Genomic DNA, 16,156 nt, shown 5'->3' on the forward strand with positions numbered 1-16,156 from the left:
TCAGGCGACGTTGCGGGCCTGGTCGAGTAGTTGTGCAACCTGCTCGAACCAGGCGCCGTAATTGGCGTAGGTGTTGGGACGCTTGTCGTCGAAGTCGATCACCTGGTTCGCGGTCACCGCGGGCAGCTTGACGAACACGGGTGATGCCGCGAATGCCTCTGCCGACTTCGCGAACTGGAACACGATGTCCGCCGGATAGTCCGGTACCTGTTCCCAGCTGAGATCTGCCCATCCCTTGTCGCCTCCCGGACCGGTGAACTTCACGCCCAGTTCCTTCAGGTAACCGAACTGAGCGAGCGCCGTTGTGCCTGCGTACAACTCGGAGCTGTCACCGTTCAGGGCGAGGACTTCGATGTCGTCGACCTTGGCCGCAGCAGTTCGGATGCGCTCTGCACCGGATTCGAATGCTTCCTTGTCTTCGCGTGCTGCCACTGTGTCGGTGTCCCCGCCGAGAGCTTCGGCGAGTGAGGCGTACTCGTTCAACACGTCCGGTGTCGAGGCTCCGGAGAACTTGACGCCGACAAACGGTGCAACATTGTTGACGGTCTTGCCCATCGGCTCGTCCCACCAAGTCCATCGCGTCGGGTCGTCGCTGTTGCCGTACCCGATGACCAGGTCTGGGTCCAGCGCCGCAAGAGCTTCCGCGCTGAGTTCACCTTCACGGCCGACGACGGTCATCGTCGACTCGTCAGCGCGATCGGTGACGTCTGGATTGCCGACGCCGTAACCGAAGATGCCGACCGGCCGAATGCCGTAGTCCCACAGAGCCGCAGCGGAGTACGCGTCGACGACGATCCGCTCCGGGGCGTGGTCGAGGGTGATCGTGTTTCCGTATCCCGTTGTGTAACTCCAGGACTGGTCGGCAGACCTGGTCTCGGTAGAGGGCGCTGCGTCGCTACTTCCGCAACCGGCGAGTAGGAGCGTGGCGACGGCGGGTAGAGCGGCGAAGCCGGCGAGCCGGCGATTGATTTTCATGAGAACCTTCCGAACATGGCGAACTAAGCTAGGTAAGCCTAACCTGACAGGTCATTCGGGTGTTCTCGGGGTCAGTTGCCCTGCCACATCTGAAGCCATTCGCTCCAGGACGGGGGAGTGATCGTTGGTCGGGGTGTTCCACCACGAAGTCCGTCGAGCATGAAGTCGAGATAGCGCGTGTGTATTTCGGTGGCTCGATCACCCTCGATCGGCAGAGTCGGCCGCAGATGCACTGTCATGAGCATGACGTCAGCAGCAGTGAAGTCGGGCGGGACTTCGCGAGCGTCGATGCAGACGTCGACCATCGATTGCAGTGCGGCCTCCAATTCTTCGGCGGCACGAGTGACTTCGGCGTGTTCAGGTAACTTGCCGCCGAGGACCGGAATGAGCGGTCCCACTGATTCGGTGAGATATCGCGAGAAGAACGTCTTCAATACGGCTTCATCGGTTTTCGCGGTGCTCATGCACTCTCGGGCGAGGGTGGCGAGGTGGTCGATCGCCCAGACGCGCAGGGATTGCGCCAGTTCCTCCTTGCCTCGGTATCGGCGATAGATGCTGCCTACTCCCACTCCGGCCCGGGTGGCAATTGCCGATACCGGTGCATTCCAACCCTGTTCGGCAAAAATCTCGCGCGCTGCTCGCAGTACGGTGACGTCGTTGTCTGCGGCTTCTCGGGCGCGTCCGGGGAGGCTCGCATTCTCTTTCGCCATTCCCACAGGCTAGCAATGCATGGTTTACTCAATCGGAACGGAGTGTTCCGTTCCGATTCGATTCATGATTGGAGGAAGGTGTCGATGACAACCTTGGCGGAGGCGCCCACGCGATCCGGGAGCCGGGTGATCGCCGCGCTTGCGGGGGCGGTACTCGTCTACTCGCTCATGCAGACCATGCTGGTACCGGCGTTGCCGGTGTTGGGTGAGCATTTCGACACGTCCGTGGCGGTGACCGGCTGGATCCTGACGGCGTACCTGTTGGCGGCCGCGGTGATGGCTCCGATAGTCGGCGCGATGGGTGACCGATTCGGCGACAAGCGAGTCCTGGTGATCGTCCTGATCATCTTCGCTCTCGCGACATTTGCCGCGGCAGCCGCCCCGAATATCGGGGTGCTGCTTGTCGTTCGAGCTGTCCAGGGAGTGAGCATGGCGAGCTTCCCGCTTGCGATGGCAGTACTGCGGAGAACGGTAGTAGGTCCCGAGTTGTCTTCAGGGATAGGTTGGCTCGCTGGGACTTTGGGAATCGGTGCCGGAAGTGCACTGGTGATCGGCGGTGTCATCCTCGAGTATCTCAGTTGGCAGTGGTTGTTCGTGATCACCGGGATCTTGATCGTGCTCGCATTGGTCGCAGTGGTGGCCGCGGTTCCGGGCTCGCATCGCCGCCCGGGTATGCCGACGGACTGGGCCGGTGCCGGCGCTCTGGCGTTCGGATTGGTGAGCCTGCTATTGGCGATCACGAAAGCCTCCGACTGGGGAGTTTTGTCGCTCGGATTCTGGGGTCTGGTGGTAGTCGCGTTCGTTTCGTTCGCGACACTGATTGCCGTCGATTCCCGCCACGACGCGCCGATCGTCGACATGCGAGTTTTTCGGGACAAGCCGATGATGATCACCAGCGCACTCACCCTGGTGTTCGGGTTCGTGCCGTACATTTTCTATCTCTGTCTGCCGCGGATCCTCCAGGCGCCGGAAACGTCTACGTATGGAAGCGGATTCACCGTTGTGCAGACCGGCTTGGCGCTCTTGCCCGCCGCTGTCCTCGTCTTTCTCGGTGGCCGCTTGACGCCGGCTCTCGCGCGGCGATTCGGGCCGCGGGTGCCCGCTGTCATAGCGCTGGCCCTCATGGCGGCGGGCGCAGTCGGACTCGCGATCTGGCCGAGTTCGGTGGTTGCGATCGTGGCGTTCTTTTCCCTCGTCGGATTGGGGAACGGCGTGGGGTTCGCGGTCTGTGCTCTGTTGGTTGCCTCGATCGTCCCGCCATCGGAAATGGCAGCAGCCAGTGGAGTCAACAGTGTGATCAGAACCGTCGGTTCGGCGGTGGGCGCCCCGGTGACCACAGCGGTCCTGGCGATCGGCATTTCCGGCGACTCGTTCGCGCTGGCGTTCGTGATGGGTGCCGTCATCAGTGTTGTCGCCTGTCTGCCGGCGATTGCACTTCCAGCGACGAGGACTGCACAAAAGGCGTGACTTATTGTAGGCTCCCCTAATCGAGACAGCGTGTAACTAAAGCGGGGAGAGAAGGATGCGGCAGCAGTGGGGCCTGCGAGCAACGGCACTCGCAGCGACAGCAACGGCGCTTGTCGGTTGCTCCGTGGGCGGCGATGACGCAGACGCATCGGAAACAGGCGAGTCGTCGGCCGTACCTGCACCTCAGAAACTGCTCGCACTGGACGAGTTCGCAGCGCTCAACGCACTCACGCTCGGGGTCAAGCCCGATACGGTCTTCGCCACGCTGCAGTCGCAGGCGGCGAAGGAGATATTGCAGAGTGAGGGGATCGAGGTCGTCGACAAACCGACGTTCTTCCAATCACCAGATGTGGAGCAGATCGCGGCCGTTCATCCTGACCGAATCCTGCTCAGTGATGTCGGCTCGTTGACGTCGATCACCGCGCAGGCCAACGAGATTGCCCCGACGACGGTGCTCACCTATGCGGCGCCGTGGCGCGAAGTTCTGAATACCGCGGCGACGGCACTGGGTCGAGAGTCCGAAGCTCGCGAAATCGTGTCGAGGCTCGAGACCAAATTTGCCGAAGTATCCGGAACGGTCGAGGCGCAACCGCAGACGCTGTCAGTGCTGGTGGGATTCTCCGGCGGCATTTACACCGTCATCCCACAGTCGCCGATGTCCTCGATCATCGAGGAAGCCGGTTTCGGGCGCCCGCAAGCCGAACTCGACGCGAAGATCGGCCCCAACACAGGTGTTGCCACGTCTTCGGTGTCAGGCGAGGAGGTCGGACAGCACGCGGCGGACGCGATGGTCGTGACCTCGGGCAACATCTACGACGGCGCTCTAGTTCACGCAAATCCACTGTTCAACGAGATCTCCGCAGTGAAGGCCGGACGCACAGTGGACGTGAGCGGTGAACTTTGGTTCGGCAGTTATCCTTTCGCGGTCTACTGGATCCTCGAAGACCTCGAGGCTCTTGCCGATCGCACTCTCACCGGCGCGGAACTCCAAGGCCGCATCGCATCCGACGCCGACGCAGTAACCCGATGGAAGGCGTTCTCGAAATGACGACGACACAGGCCACGAAAGCAGACATTTCATCTGAAGAGGCCGACGCATCACAAGGAGCGACGGCCGAAGCCTCGCAAGCCAAAGCTGAAGCGGCGGCGCACAAGAGCGCGCTTCGCGAACTCCTTGCGCCAGTTCGTACACGGACCACCATCGCGATGGTGATGCAGGTGATCGCCGCGGTCGCGGCCATCGTGCCGTACGTGGCCATCGCCGAGTTGGGTAAGACGCTGATCGTGGGCGGCGACATCGACTCGTCTCGCGTCTGGACTATCGTGTGGGTGGTCGTCTTCGGTCTGGGTATGCGTGCGTTCTTCGGAGGCGGTGCATTGATCGTGACGCACTTCGCCGATGTCAATCTTCAAGCTGTGCTTCGGCGTCGAATCGCAGCGACACTCGGTCGACTTCCACTGGGCTGGTTCACCTCCCACTCGTCCGGAACCGTACGCAAAGCCGCGCAGAACGACATCTCCGATCTCCACTACCTGGTTGCGCACAGCGCCGTCGAGACCACCGGCGCCATCGCGGTGCCGCTCGTCGGGCTCGGCTACGTGATCTCGATCGACTGGCGTCTGGGACTGGTCGCGATTGCCACCCTCCCGATCTACATGATCGCCTACGCGATGATGACCAAGGACATGGCCGTCAAGATGAGCCGGATGAATGAGGGCATCGCGGCCATCAGCAACACCATCGTCGAGTTCGTCACCGGCATCGCAGTGGTCAAGACCTTCGGTCAGGACAAGCAGTCACATTCTCGATACCGCGACGCTGCCAAGGCGTTTGCCGTCTCGTACGAGGGCTGGGTTCGCCCGATGCTCCGGACCGAGGCACTGGCCTCGATTGCGTTGAGCGCACCGGTTGTGCTGGTGGTCAACCTTGGCCTCGGCTCGTGGTTCGTTCACTCCGGATGGGTGTCACCCGTCGATGTGCTGACCAGTTCTCTTGTCGCGATGGTGATTCCGGTGTCGGTGACGACCATCGGTTTCGGTATGCAGGCACGCCGTGAGGCAGCCGCCGCTGCGGCGCGACTGATCGCGCTGTTCGCAACCGACGCTCTGCCGGAAACCGATCATCCGAAAAAGCCTGTGGGGAACGAAGTTCGATTCTCCGGAGTTTCCTTTGCATACGACGACGGCGCCGACGTTCTGACCGACATTGATCTGACGCTGCCGGAGGGCACGGTGACGGCGCTGGTCGGACCGTCGGGTTCGGGTAAGTCGACGCTGGCGACGTTGGTTCCGAGGTTCCACGACGTGCGTGCCGGATCCGTGGCCATCGGTGGTGTCGACGTCAGGGAAGTCGCTACCGACGAGCTGTACCGCCACGTCGGATTCGTTCTGCAGGACGTGCAGCTGGTCGAAGCGACCGTGCTCGACAACATTCGGCTTGCCCGACCGCAGGCGACTTCGGCCGAGGTGAAGGCCGCTGCCGCAGCCGCGCAGATCGACACCCGAATCGAAGCGCTCCCGAGGGGGTACGACTCGGTGGTCGGGGTCGACGCCAGATTCTCGGGTGGTGAAGCCCAAAGAGTCTCCATCGCGCGTGCGATTCTCGCGGACACTCCTGTTCTCGTGCTCGACGAGGCAACCGCGTTCGCCGACCCGGAGTCCGAAGCCGATATCCAAGAAGCGCTGTCGCGCTTGACGGTCGGCCGCACGGTGCTGGTGATCGCGCACCGGTTGGCTTCGATTGTGAGTGCCGATCAGATCGTGGTCCTCGACGCCGGACGGATCGTGGAGAAGGGCACGCACGATCAGCTCGTGGCGAGTGGTTCAACCTATGCCCGGATGTGGGCGAGTCACAGTCGGGCCGACTCGATTGAGCACAGTCGGGCCGACTCGATTGAACGCAACATCGCAGGTAAGTCTGACGCAGCAGGAAAGGCCAACTCATGATTCGCGACCTCTTCCGGATACTCGGCCCGCAGAATCAGGGCCGTTATCGCGAGTTCCTGGTGTGGGCAGTGTTGTACGGCGTGATGCAGGGTTTGGCAGTGGCGCTTCTGGTCCCTGCGGTGCAGGCACTGTTCGATCAGAGCTGGGGCAGTTTCGTTCGGTGGCTCGCCGCCATGGCCGTATGCGCTGTGATCAGTTCAATTGCGCACTACCTGCAGGCGATGAAGGGTTTCGAGTCGGCCCTCACTCTGCTGCGGACGATGCATCTGCGCCTGGGAGATCATCTCGTCACTCTGCCGCTCGGCTGGTTCGGCGCCGGCCGACTCGGGCAGGTATCGCAGGTTGCCAGCAAGGGCACCATCTCGGTGATGGGGGCCGCTGCGCACCTGATGACACCGATCATCTCCGGAATTGCCAGCCCGGCAACCATTGTCGTGTGCGTGTTGTTCTTCGACTGGCGGCTCGGGCTCGCGCTGGTAATCAGCGTTCCGATTCTCTTCGCGGCAGCACGATTTGCCTCGACGATGACTGCCAAGGCCGACGATCGGGCTCATGCAGCGGCCGTCGAATCGAACAATCGAGTGCTCGAATACGCGCGTTGCCAACCGGTCCTGCGTGCTTTCGGACGCACCCACGGGGTGTACGAACCGCTCGACGACGCGATCGAAGCGCAACACACTGCGGGTCGTTCACAACTGTGGTTCGTGGTGATCGGGTCCGTGGTCAACGGGATCGCCCTGCAATTCGTGTTCTCTGCCGTGATCATCTTGGGCGCGTTCCTCGCGCTCGGCGGCGACATCGATCCGGTCACGTTGATCGCGCTACTCGGACTGACCGCACGGTTCATCCAGCCGCTGGGTGAGATCGGCGAGTTCGGCGGTGCAATCAGAATGGCACGCAATGAAATCCGGCGAATGTCCGAGATCCTCGAAGTTGAACCAATGGTCGAACCCGATACCAGCGGGACGGCGACGGGGGAGACGGCAGTGCAGTTCGACGCCGTCGACTTCGGATACGCGGACGGTGGGCAGGTTCTGCGAAACATCTCCTTCGACGTGCCACGAAAGTCGTTGACGGCGTTGGTCGGTCCGTCAGGGTCCGGCAAAACCACCGTCACCCGGTTGATCTCGCGCTTCTACGACGTCGACTCCGGTGTGGTGCGTGTCGGCGGCGTCGACGTGCGGGACCTCACGAGTGCCGACCTGATGTCGCAGCTGTCTCTGGTCTTCCAGGACGTGTACCTCTTCGACGACACGTTGATCGCGAACATCCGCCTCGGCCGCCCCGAAGCCACGGACGAAGAAGTCTTCGACGTGGCTCGGATCGCGGGCGTCGCGGAAATCGTCGAGCGGCTTCCGCGGGGTTGGGACACCCGTGTCGGTGAGGGCGGGACGGCACTGTCCGGTGGAGAGCGGCAGCGGGTCTCCATTGCGCGCGCACTCCTCAAACGCGCACCTGTCGTTCTGCTCGACGAGGCGACGGCCGCGCTCGATCCCGAGAACGAGGCACACGTGCAGCGTGCGATGCAAGAACTCGCCAGGGAAAGCACACTGCTCGTGATCGCTCACAAACTGTCGACCGTCGTGGCCGCAGATCAGATCATCGTGCTCGGTGACGACGGATCGATCGTCGAAGTGGGAACCCACGAAGTTCTGCTCGCAGCCGGTGGGAACTACGCCGCGTTCTGGAACCAGCGCCACCGTGCGTCGGGATGGCGGTTGGTGGCAAGCTGAGCAGAATGCAGACCGGAAAGAAGACGGGGCGGCCGCCGACGTTGTCGACAACGGACATCGTCGAGGCCGCCCTGGCCGGTGATCTGAGTGAACTGACGATGCCGAGCGTGGCAAAGCGGCTGGGCGTCAGTCATTCTGCACTTTATCGCTACTTCGCAGACCGCGAAGCGCTGCTGCGTGCCTGCTCGGATCATGTTGTGCGTCAGACTGTATGGCCCGATACGAATCGTCCGTGGCGCGAATTCTTGAAGGATTTCTGCGACGTTCTGTGGTCCTCGTTCGAGCGCTATCCAGGTCTGGCCCAGGTCGGTCTCGCAGTTCCGGGCACGCCGCCGGCGATAATCGAGATCGTGGAGAAACTGGTCGGTTCGTTGACTGCGCAAGGCTTCACACCCCACGATGCGATATTGGCGGTGGACTTCATCTCCGAGGTGACCATGACGCAGTTCGCAATGATGGCGGCGATGGACAAGACCGTCAGCTCCGCCGATTCACGTTCCGCGCGACAGGCGTATCAGGAAAGTTGGAATGCATCGGAGTCGTTGATCGAGGGTATCGGCGACGAATCGACGTGGCACGGGCGAGGTTGGTTGGACGAGAAGATCACGATCATGCTCGACGGCCTGGAAAAGCGTGTTATCGGCTGACATTTCTACTAGCTTTGAGAGTAATGCCCGTTTCGGCGTGATACAGGCTAATGTGCACACATAGGACGGGTGGTTGCTGCACCGGGAGGCGGGGATCATGGATCTCGAAGCGATTGTTCTCATCCAAAGACTCAAGTACCGATACGCACGCGCCTTGGACACCAAATCGTGGGTCGAATTCGCCGACACTCTGACCGTCGACGCCACCGCGATCTACGGAGAACAACTCAGTTTCGATTCCCGAGATTCGTTCGTCTCCTTCCTCGAGAACACTCTCGGATCACACATCATCACCGAACATCAGTGCGGGCAACCCGAGATCGACGTCGACGGAGACACCGCAACCGGGATCTGGTGCCTCGCGGACACAGTGGTCATCCCCGAAGACGGCATGCTGCTTCGCGGATCGGCCTTCTATCACGACAGATACACCCGCTGCAGCGACGGTGAATGGCGAATCTCCCACACGAGCTACGAGCGGACCTGGGAATCGGTGGTGGCGCTCGCCGACATGCCGAGTTTCCGATTGACGTCCAACAAGTGGGCGCTGCTGCAGCAACCGTCGTTCGGCGACTCGGTCGTTCGCAACGTCTCCTGAGGTCGCCCGCAATTAGAGTCGGCTCATGGTTGATGCAGATTTTTCGCTGCCTGACGTACGGACGTGGATTCGCGGTATCCCCGCGCTGACCGGAACTCCGCCGCCCGCGCCCGAGTGTTTTCCGGAAAAGCCGGGGGAGTTGTTCCTCGACTGGCTCCGTGCGGCCGTGGCCTTCGGCGTCGTCGAGCCACACGTGTGTGCGCTCTCGACCGTGGACGGCGACGGTATGCCTGATTCTCGCTTCCTCATCCTCAAGGACGTGACCGAGGGTGGGTTCTGGTTCTCTGGTTCAGCTGCTTCGCCGAAAGGTGTTGAGCTGAAAGAAAATCCGCGAGCATCGCTTGCCTTCTACTGGCGCGAAACAGGCCAACAGGTCCGGATTCGCGGAACGGTTCGCGAGGGCGACGACGCACTTCGACGCCGAGACTTCGTCGAACGCTCCGTCACCGCGCGAGCGGTGGCGACGGCAAGTAAGCAGAGCGAGGTGCTCGAAGACTTAGGGGCGTACGACACGTCGGTGGCCGCTGCGGAAGCAAGAATCAGCGACGACCCAGGGTTCGTGTCGAAGGACTGGCGTGCGTGGTGCCTCCAGCCGGAGTCTGTCGAGTTCTGGCAGGCAGACTCCGGGCGTCGGCATCAGCGGTGGTTGTACCGGCGCGGCTCGGACCGAGCATGGACACGAGCAGTGCTGTGGCCCTAAGGGGCAGCTGGGCCCAGATCAGCTCGCGCTGATCTCCGGCGATACGAGGTTGACGACGATCGACTGTCCGCCCAGTTTGGCGTGGATTTCGGGATGTTCGAACCCCGAGGACAACAGGTAGCTGCCGAGCATCGTGAGCAACTCGTCCAGATCCGTCGTGGGATCGGAGGAATGTGCGCTCGAGGGTGAGGCCTGATTTGCGATGAGTTCGGTGTGGGTGAGTCGACCGGCCACTCGAACGGCGGCTACGCCCATCGCGTCGCGACGTACGACGGTACGACTCCGAGTTTCGAGCGTCCTCGATGATTCGCGTGTTGAAGCTGGCACTGAAAGGTCCTCTCCGCTGCTGTGTGCGGCCGTGGTTCGGGCAGGAAGCGGAAACGTGAATGCATCGGATTGCTTGGGTGCGGTCGACAGAAAATCCGCTGTGGCGGTGGCACTGCTGGAACCGTTACCCGTGGAAAGGTTGCTCCCAGAACCATTGCTTGCAGAACCATTACTTGCGGAACTATTGGCTCTCGATCCGTTGCCGGAACCGTTGGGGCCCGCTATTCCGTGAGAATTCTTGTCTTCCATTGTTTCGCTCCTGATGCCCGTAAACAGACCGCCGGTTTGCTTAATCGACGCAAACATACCAGGAGTTGGTTTACGGTCACACCCCTTGTGGAGTTCGGCGTTGAATGCGCAGCCACATTGCGAAGCCCCACAGGACGAAGAATGCATAGACCAGATAGAGGATCGCCGAAGGGTAATAGCCGGCTCGGAAAAGAAGGGGAACACCAACGGCGTCGACGCCGATCCAGATGAGCCAGAATTCGGTCCAGCCGCGCGCCATGCCGTATGTCGCGAGGATGGAGCCGGTGAAGATCCAGGCCTCTGCCCACGCTCCGTACGAGCCGAGGAGGTCGAAGATCCAGGCGAAAGCGATTGTGCCGCTGGTCATGACGGCGATCATGGCGACGCGCTCGCGAGTTGTCGCCCAATGGGGCAGGACTGCGCGACCGGAGTCGCGTGCCCCGCGTCGCCACTGAGTCCACCCGTAGACGCTAACGGTGATGAACAACAACTGACGGCCGGCCTGGCCGTAGAGATTGAGCTCTTGCGGCGTGTGGAAAAGTGCGCCCATGAACACCGTGAACAACAAGGCATTTCCGGCTATACCGACGGGCCACGCCCATACCGAGCGTCGCGCGCCCGCGATCGCGGAGCCGATTCCGAACGCGTTTCCGATGATCTCTCGCCAGAGAATCGTGGCGCTGCCGATGTGCAGTTCGGCGTCGAACAGCGCCTCGATCAGGCTCATCAGTCCGCAGCAGCGACGAGGGGTTCGAGCGTCAGATCCGGGAGTTCCTTCTGGATGTACTGCAGGCGCCACTTGTCACTGACCAGGGCGAGCAGAACACCGTCGGAACGGGTGAAGACCTCCACACCTCGTTGACGGTTCAGTTCGACCTCGGACGCGGCGTCGGTACGGCGAGCCAATGCGTAGCCGAGCGGTTCCATCTTGGCCTCGACGTTGAACTCGGCCTTCATGCGTGCTGCGACGACCTCGAACTGCATCGGGCCGACGGCCGCCATGACGGGGGAGGCGTCGCCGCGGATGTCGTTGCGGAGAATCTGGACGACGCCCTCGGAATCGAGTTGGTCGACAGCACGGCGGAACTGCTTGTACTTGCCGGCGCTTTCGGCGCGCAGGATCGAGAAGTGTTCCGGCGCGAACGACGGGATCGGCGGGAACTCCACCTTCTTCTCGGTGTACAGCGTGTGGCCGGGTGCGAGTGCGGTGGCGTTGACGAGGCCGACGACGTCGCCGGGGAACGCGGATTCGACGGTGGAACGTTCACGTCCGAATACCGTCTGGGCGTACTTGGTCGTGAAGGGCTTGCCGGTTTGGGCGTGTGTGACAACCATGCCGCGCTCGAACACGCCGGAGACGATGCGCATGAACGCCAGACGGTCGCGGTGCGCGGTGTCCATACCGGCCTGCACCTTGAAGACGACCGCACTGAACGGATCGGTGACCTCGCGCGGCTTGCCGCTGAGGTCTTCGCGCCCACGCGGCGGCGGCGCCAATTCGACGAGGGTGTCGAGAATCTGGCGGACGCCGAAGTTGAGCATCGCGGACGCGAAGATCACCGGGGAAGTCTGACCGGCGAGGAACATCTCCTGATCGTGGTCCTGGCCGGTAGCGGAGAGCAGTTCACTCTCCTCGGCCGCGGTCTCCCACTCGGAGCCTTCCTTGGCGAGCGCCGCGTCGGCGTCCATGACCTCTTCGGGGGCGATCTTCGCGCCGCCTGCGGTACGGGTGAAGCGGACGTACTCGCGAGCCTCACCGTCTTCACCGCGCCGCAGCAGTCCGCGGAAGTCGCCGGCGATGCCGACCGGCCAGTACAGGGGGGTCGGTGTGAGGCCGATCCGTTCGCTGATCTCGTCGAGCAGTTCGAGAGGAGTCTGACCGGGACGGTCCCACTTGTTGATGACGGTGATGACCGGAATGCCGCGGTGACGACACACCTGAAACAGCTTGAGCGTCTGCGGTTCGAGGCCCTTGGCAGCGTCGATGAGCATGACCGCCGCGTCGACGGCGGTCAGGACGCGGTACGTGTCCTCGGAGAAGTCGGAGTGACCGGGGGTGTCGACGAGGTTGATGACGTTGATCTGCTCGTCCGGGGTCTCGGACGAGTGGTAGTTGAACTGCAGTGCGGTGGAACTGACGGAAATGCCGCGGGCCTTCTCCATCTCCATCCAGTCCGAGACCGTCGACTTGCGGCCTGCCTTGCCGTGGACGGCTCCTGCCTCCGAGATCTTCTTCGCGTGCAGTGCCAGCGCTTCGGTCAGCGTCGACTTTCCGGCGTCGGGATGCGAGATGACGGCGAAGGTGCGGCGACGCTCTGCCTCGGCGGACAGGCCCTTGGTCGTCGTCGTGACCGCGACCGACCCGCTCTCGGTTGAATCGGGGCCTTCGGTGTCGGACTGGACAGTCGAGTCGGAAGGGACGGTCGAGTCGGACGGGGTAGTCAACGAAGAACCTCTCGAAGTGGGCGTCGGTGCCGGCGACGTGCCGGTGCGCGGACAGGTGGAGAGTGCGGCAGCACAACAGAGAAAGGATACTCGCAGACCACGATGCAATAGCCACTGCGGCGTAACACTCGGCGAACGATCGCTGATTATCCATGTATGTGTGTGTTCGAACACACAGCCATTTGTGTCCTGCGAAGAGTTGCACTGATCGAAGAGTGGCACTGACCAAGGAGTTGCGTTGAGCAAGTTCACCGAAGAGATGTATGCGACCGCCGCAGTCACCGACCGCGGCCTGGTGACGGGAGAGCCGGACAACGCTTTCCGTCAGACCTGGGGCGACATCCACCAGGAGGCTCGGCGCATGGCCGGCGGCCTGGCCGAGGTCGGTATCGATCGCGGCGTCGCGATCGGCATTCTCGCCGGACAGCCCGTCGACATCGCACCTGCCTGCCAGGCGACGTGGATGCGCGGTGCGTCGGTGACGATGCTGCATCAGCCGACCCCCCGAACGGATCTGGGCGTCTGGGCTCAGGACACCGAGACTGTGATCGACATGATCTCCGCGAAAGCCGTCATTCTGGGTGCGCCCTTCGACGCGGCCAAGCCGCTCCTCGAAGAGCGTGGCATCACCGTCGTGACGGTGGACGAGCTTCGCAGCGGAACGTCGATCGATCCCGTGGAGACGGCCGAATCGGATATCGCACTCCAGCAGTTGACGTCCGGTTCCACCGGTTCGCCCAAGGCCGTGCAGATCACGCACGAGAACTTCTACACAAATGCCTACGCCATGATCAACCGCATCAAGTTCTCCATCGAAGACGACGTGATGGTGAGCTGGCTTCCGCTCTTCCACGACATGGGCATGGTCGGTTTTCTCACGGTTCCGATGCAGGTGGGCGCAGAGGTCATCAGCATCACGCCGATGGATTTCCTGCGTACCCCGGTGCTGTGGGCCGAACTGATGGGCAAGTACGGCGGAACCGTCACCGCCGCACCGAACTTCGCGTACTCGCTCTTGGCTCGTCGACTCGCACAGGCGGAAGACGGGGCAGTCGACCTGTCCAGCGTCCGATACATGTGGAACGGCGCCGAGCCGGTGGATCCCGACACGATGGATGCACTCGCCGAGGCAGGTGCGCGTTTCGGTTTGAACCCGACTGCGCTGGCGCCCGTGTACGGAATGGCGGAAACCACGCTCGCCGTGTCGATTCCGGATCCCGATCAAGGTCAGGTCCTCGACTACGTCGATCCAGACTTTCTCGAATCGATGTCTCGAGCGGTGCCGTCCAATCGCCCCAACGCTCGTGCCCTCGCCACACTCGGCAAGATGGTGCCTGACCTCGAGGGACGCATCGTCGACCGTGACGGTCAGGTGCTTCCGGCCCGCGGTGTCGGAATCATCGAGGTTCGCGGCAAGGCAGTCACCCCCGGGTACGTCACGGTCGATGGACACAAGCCGGCCCAGGACGCCGACGGTTGGCTCGACACCGGTGACGTCGGGTACTTCACCGAGGAAGGACTGGTCGTGGTGTGCGGGCGTGTCAAGGACGTCATCATCATGGGCGGCCGGAACGTGTACCCCACAGACATCGAACGGGCGGCCGGAACCGTTGCCGGTGTGCGTCCCGGAAATGCCGTCGCGATTCGTCTCGACGCCGGCCAGAAGCGTGAGAGCTTTGCAGTCGCCGTCGAGACCAACGCTTTCGAAGATCCGGAAGAGGTCAAGCGTATCGAACGCGAAGTGGTCCACGCCGTGGTTGCCGACGTCGGTGTCCGACCTCGCGCCGTTGCGGTCCTGGGTCCCGGCAGTATCCCGAAGACGTCGTCGGGGAAGCTCCGCCGCGCGAATTCGGCTGCACTGCTGGGTAACTGACCGTCAGTGCAGGCGGTTCTGTGCGGCTTCCAACCCGAGTTCGAGCAGTAGCTCCACTGCATCCGCAGCCTCTTCGCATACGAGATCGAGTTCTTTTCGCTCCGTGGACGAGAACGGCTTGAGAACGTAGTCCGCCGGGTCCATGCGGCCCGGCGGACGACCGATCCCGACGCGCGTGCGCAGGTAGTCCTTGGTGGTCAACGAACTCGAAATGGACCGCAGGCCGTTGTGGCCGCCTTCGCCGCCGCCGAGTTTGAGTCTGATCGTCCCGAAATCGAGATCCAGTTCGTCGTGGACGACGATGATGTTCGCGGCGTCGACCGAAAAGAACCGCGCGAGACTGGCGACAGCGCCACCCGAGAGATTCATGTACGAGCGTGGTTTTCCGAGAATCACGCGCCGGCCGGCGAGGCGACCTTCGACGATTTCGGCACCACTCTTCTTGTGTACGTTGAACTTTCCGCCCATGCGCCCGGCAAGGGTGCCGGCGACCATGAAGCCGACGTTGTGCCGGGTCTTCTCGTACTGGGGGCCGGGATTACCCAGGCCGATGACGAGGGCGGTATCTGTGCTCACCGGACGCTACTTTCTGGCTTGATTTTTCCTGCTACGCACGAACGGCGCGTCACTCCGAATCGGAATGACGCGCCGCGCGCAGTGAGTTCTGTTGGAACCGAGAGGATCAGGCCTCTTCTGCAGCCTCGTCGGCGGCGGGAGCTTCTGCGCCCTCTTCGAGGTCTGCCTCGGTGGGTGCAGCAACGACGTTGACGATCAGGGTGTCGGCGTCAGCCTGCAGGGTCGAGCCCTTGGGCAGTTCGAGCTGGCTGGCCAGGATCTGGGTGCCGATCTCGAGACCCTCGACCGAAACCTCGATCTGCTCGGGGATGTGAAGCGCGTCGGCCTCGATGGAGATCGTGGATGCGTCTTGCGCGACCATCGTGCCTGCAGCAGCATCGCCGACGACGATGACGTTCACGTCGATCGTGACCTTCTCGCCCTTCTTGATGACGAGGAGGTCGGCGTGCTCGATGTAGTTGCGGATGGGGTGCACGACGACCGACTTGGTCAGTGCAACCTGCTCCGTGCCCTCGATGTCGAGGGTGAGGATGGCGTTGGTGCCGTGTGCACGGAGGATGGCGGCGAAGTCGCGAGCCGGCACATTGAGGTGGCGGGGATCTTCACCGTGGCCGTACAGAACCGTGGGGACCTGGCCGTCACGACGTGCGCGGCGAGCTGCGCCCTTGCCGAATTCGGTGCGGACGACGGCGACGAGGTTGTTTTCTTCAGACATGATGAAACGGCTCCTACAACTCACGGGGTTCGTGCTCGGTTTACTGACGTGTGGTTTTGCCTGCGGCAAGGCGGACAGGCGCGCACACGGCCAGGAGCGAAACGCTCGAGCTGAGCCGTAGCCGCGTCGATCACGGTAAACCTGCAACGTGTGGAACTGCTGCGATTCACCCTCGCCGAGACAACTTTGGATACG

The 16,156-nt window shown here is 62.5% G+C and carries 15 protein-coding genes; 8 read left to right on the forward strand and 7 right to left on the reverse strand.

The genetic code is table 11. The features are described from left to right. Entirely contained in the window at positions 1–975 is a 975-nt protein-coding gene (locus G4D79_RS13680; protein ID WP_099697987.1) for an ABC transporter substrate-binding protein, read from the reverse strand. Between the two features lie 71 nt (positions 976–1,046). Continuing rightward, entirely contained in the window at positions 1,047–1,685 is a 639-nt protein-coding gene (locus G4D79_RS13685; RefSeq protein ID WP_030536301.1) for a TetR/AcrR family transcriptional regulator, read from the reverse strand. An 84-nt stretch (positions 1,686–1,769) separates the two neighbouring features. Here G4D79_RS13685 and G4D79_RS13690 point away from each other — a divergent pair, with 84 nt between their 5' ends. From G4D79_RS13690 to G4D79_RS13720, 7 genes are all read left to right on the forward strand, one after another. Beyond that, a complete protein-coding gene (locus tag G4D79_RS13690) occupies positions 1,770–3,152 on the forward strand; it encodes an MFS transporter (protein WP_099697988.1) in 1,383 nt (460 codons plus the stop codon). 55 nt (positions 3,153–3,207) lie between these two features. Then, positions 3,208–4,200: an ABC transporter substrate-binding protein gene (locus tag G4D79_RS13695; RefSeq protein WP_099697989.1), complete on the forward strand. Its 993-nt coding sequence runs from the start codon at positions 3,208–3,210 to the stop codon at positions 4,198–4,200. Beyond that, positions 4,197–6,098: an ABC transporter ATP-binding protein gene (locus G4D79_RS13700; RefSeq protein ID WP_223304405.1), complete on the forward strand. Its 1,902-nt coding sequence runs from the start codon at positions 4,197–4,199 to the stop codon at positions 6,096–6,098. The genes G4D79_RS13695 and G4D79_RS13700 overlap by 4 nt, the downstream gene beginning before the upstream one ends. Further along, the gene (locus G4D79_RS13705; protein ID WP_099697990.1) at positions 6,095–7,831 is read left to right on the forward strand and encodes an ABC transporter ATP-binding protein; all 1,737 of its coding nucleotides are present in this window, start codon (positions 6,095–6,097) and stop codon (positions 7,829–7,831) included. The genes G4D79_RS13700 and G4D79_RS13705 overlap by 4 nt, the downstream gene beginning before the upstream one ends. A gap of 5 nt (positions 7,832–7,836) precedes the next feature. Further along, on the forward strand, positions 7,837–8,478 hold the full coding sequence (locus G4D79_RS13710; protein ID WP_235867843.1) for a TetR/AcrR family transcriptional regulator: 642 nt from the start codon (positions 7,837–7,839) through the stop codon (positions 8,476–8,478). A 97-nt stretch (positions 8,479–8,575) separates the two neighbouring features. After that, a complete protein-coding gene (locus G4D79_RS13715; protein WP_003946235.1) occupies positions 8,576–9,076 on the forward strand; it encodes a nuclear transport factor 2 family protein in 501 nt (166 codons plus the stop codon). 25 nt (positions 9,077–9,101) lie between these two features. Continuing rightward, positions 9,102–9,776 carry a pyridoxal 5'-phosphate synthase gene (locus G4D79_RS13720; protein ID WP_099697992.1) on the forward strand — a complete coding sequence of 225 codons (675 nt, stop codon included), beginning with the start codon at positions 9,102–9,104 and terminating at the stop codon, positions 9,774–9,776. Positions 9,777–9,794: 18 nt separating this feature from the next. Here G4D79_RS13720 and G4D79_RS35230 read toward each other — a convergent pair whose 3' ends face one another. The 3 genes from G4D79_RS35230 to G4D79_RS13735 all read right to left on the reverse strand — a co-directional run bounded on the left by G4D79_RS35230 (position 9,795) and on the right by G4D79_RS13735 (position 12,683). Beyond that, entirely contained in the window at positions 9,795–10,103 is a 309-nt protein-coding gene (locus G4D79_RS35230; RefSeq protein ID WP_306669658.1) for a hypothetical protein, read from the reverse strand. 325 nt (positions 10,104–10,428) lie between these two features. Then, positions 10,429–11,079 carry a nicotinamide riboside transporter PnuC gene (gene pnuC, locus G4D79_RS13730; protein ID WP_050654516.1) on the reverse strand — a complete coding sequence of 217 codons (651 nt, stop codon included), beginning with the start codon at positions 11,077–11,079 and terminating at the stop codon, positions 10,429–10,431. Continuing rightward, a complete protein-coding gene (locus G4D79_RS13735) occupies positions 11,079–12,683 on the reverse strand; it encodes a peptide chain release factor 3 (RefSeq protein ID WP_135000451.1) in 1,605 nt (534 codons plus the stop codon). Before G4D79_RS13735 ends, pnuC begins: the two co-directional genes overlap by 1 nt. 352 nt (positions 12,684–13,035) lie before the next feature. On the opposite strand from G4D79_RS13735, the gene G4D79_RS13740 reads away from it, so the two are divergent. After that, a complete protein-coding gene (locus G4D79_RS13740; RefSeq protein WP_007728923.1) occupies positions 13,036–14,670 on the forward strand; it encodes a fatty acyl-AMP ligase in 1,635 nt (544 codons plus the stop codon). A 3-nt stretch (positions 14,671–14,673) separates the two neighbouring features. On the opposite strand, the gene pth is transcribed toward G4D79_RS13740, so the two are convergent. After that, complete coding sequence (pth, locus tag G4D79_RS13745) at positions 14,674–15,246, reverse strand: aminoacyl-tRNA hydrolase (protein WP_099697993.1); 573 nt, start codon at positions 15,244–15,246, stop codon at positions 14,674–14,676. 106 nt (positions 15,247–15,352) lie between these two features. Further along, positions 15,353–15,961: a 50S ribosomal protein L25/general stress protein Ctc gene (locus G4D79_RS13750; RefSeq protein ID WP_003946242.1), complete on the reverse strand. Its 609-nt coding sequence runs from the start codon at positions 15,959–15,961 to the stop codon at positions 15,353–15,355. Between the last annotated feature and the right edge of the window lie 195 nt (positions 15,962–16,156).

The organism is Rhodococcus sp. WY5 (assembly GCF_018588185.1).
GTDB lineage: Bacteria > Actinomycetota > Actinomycetes > Mycobacteriales > Mycobacteriaceae > Rhodococcus_F > Rhodococcus_F qingshengii.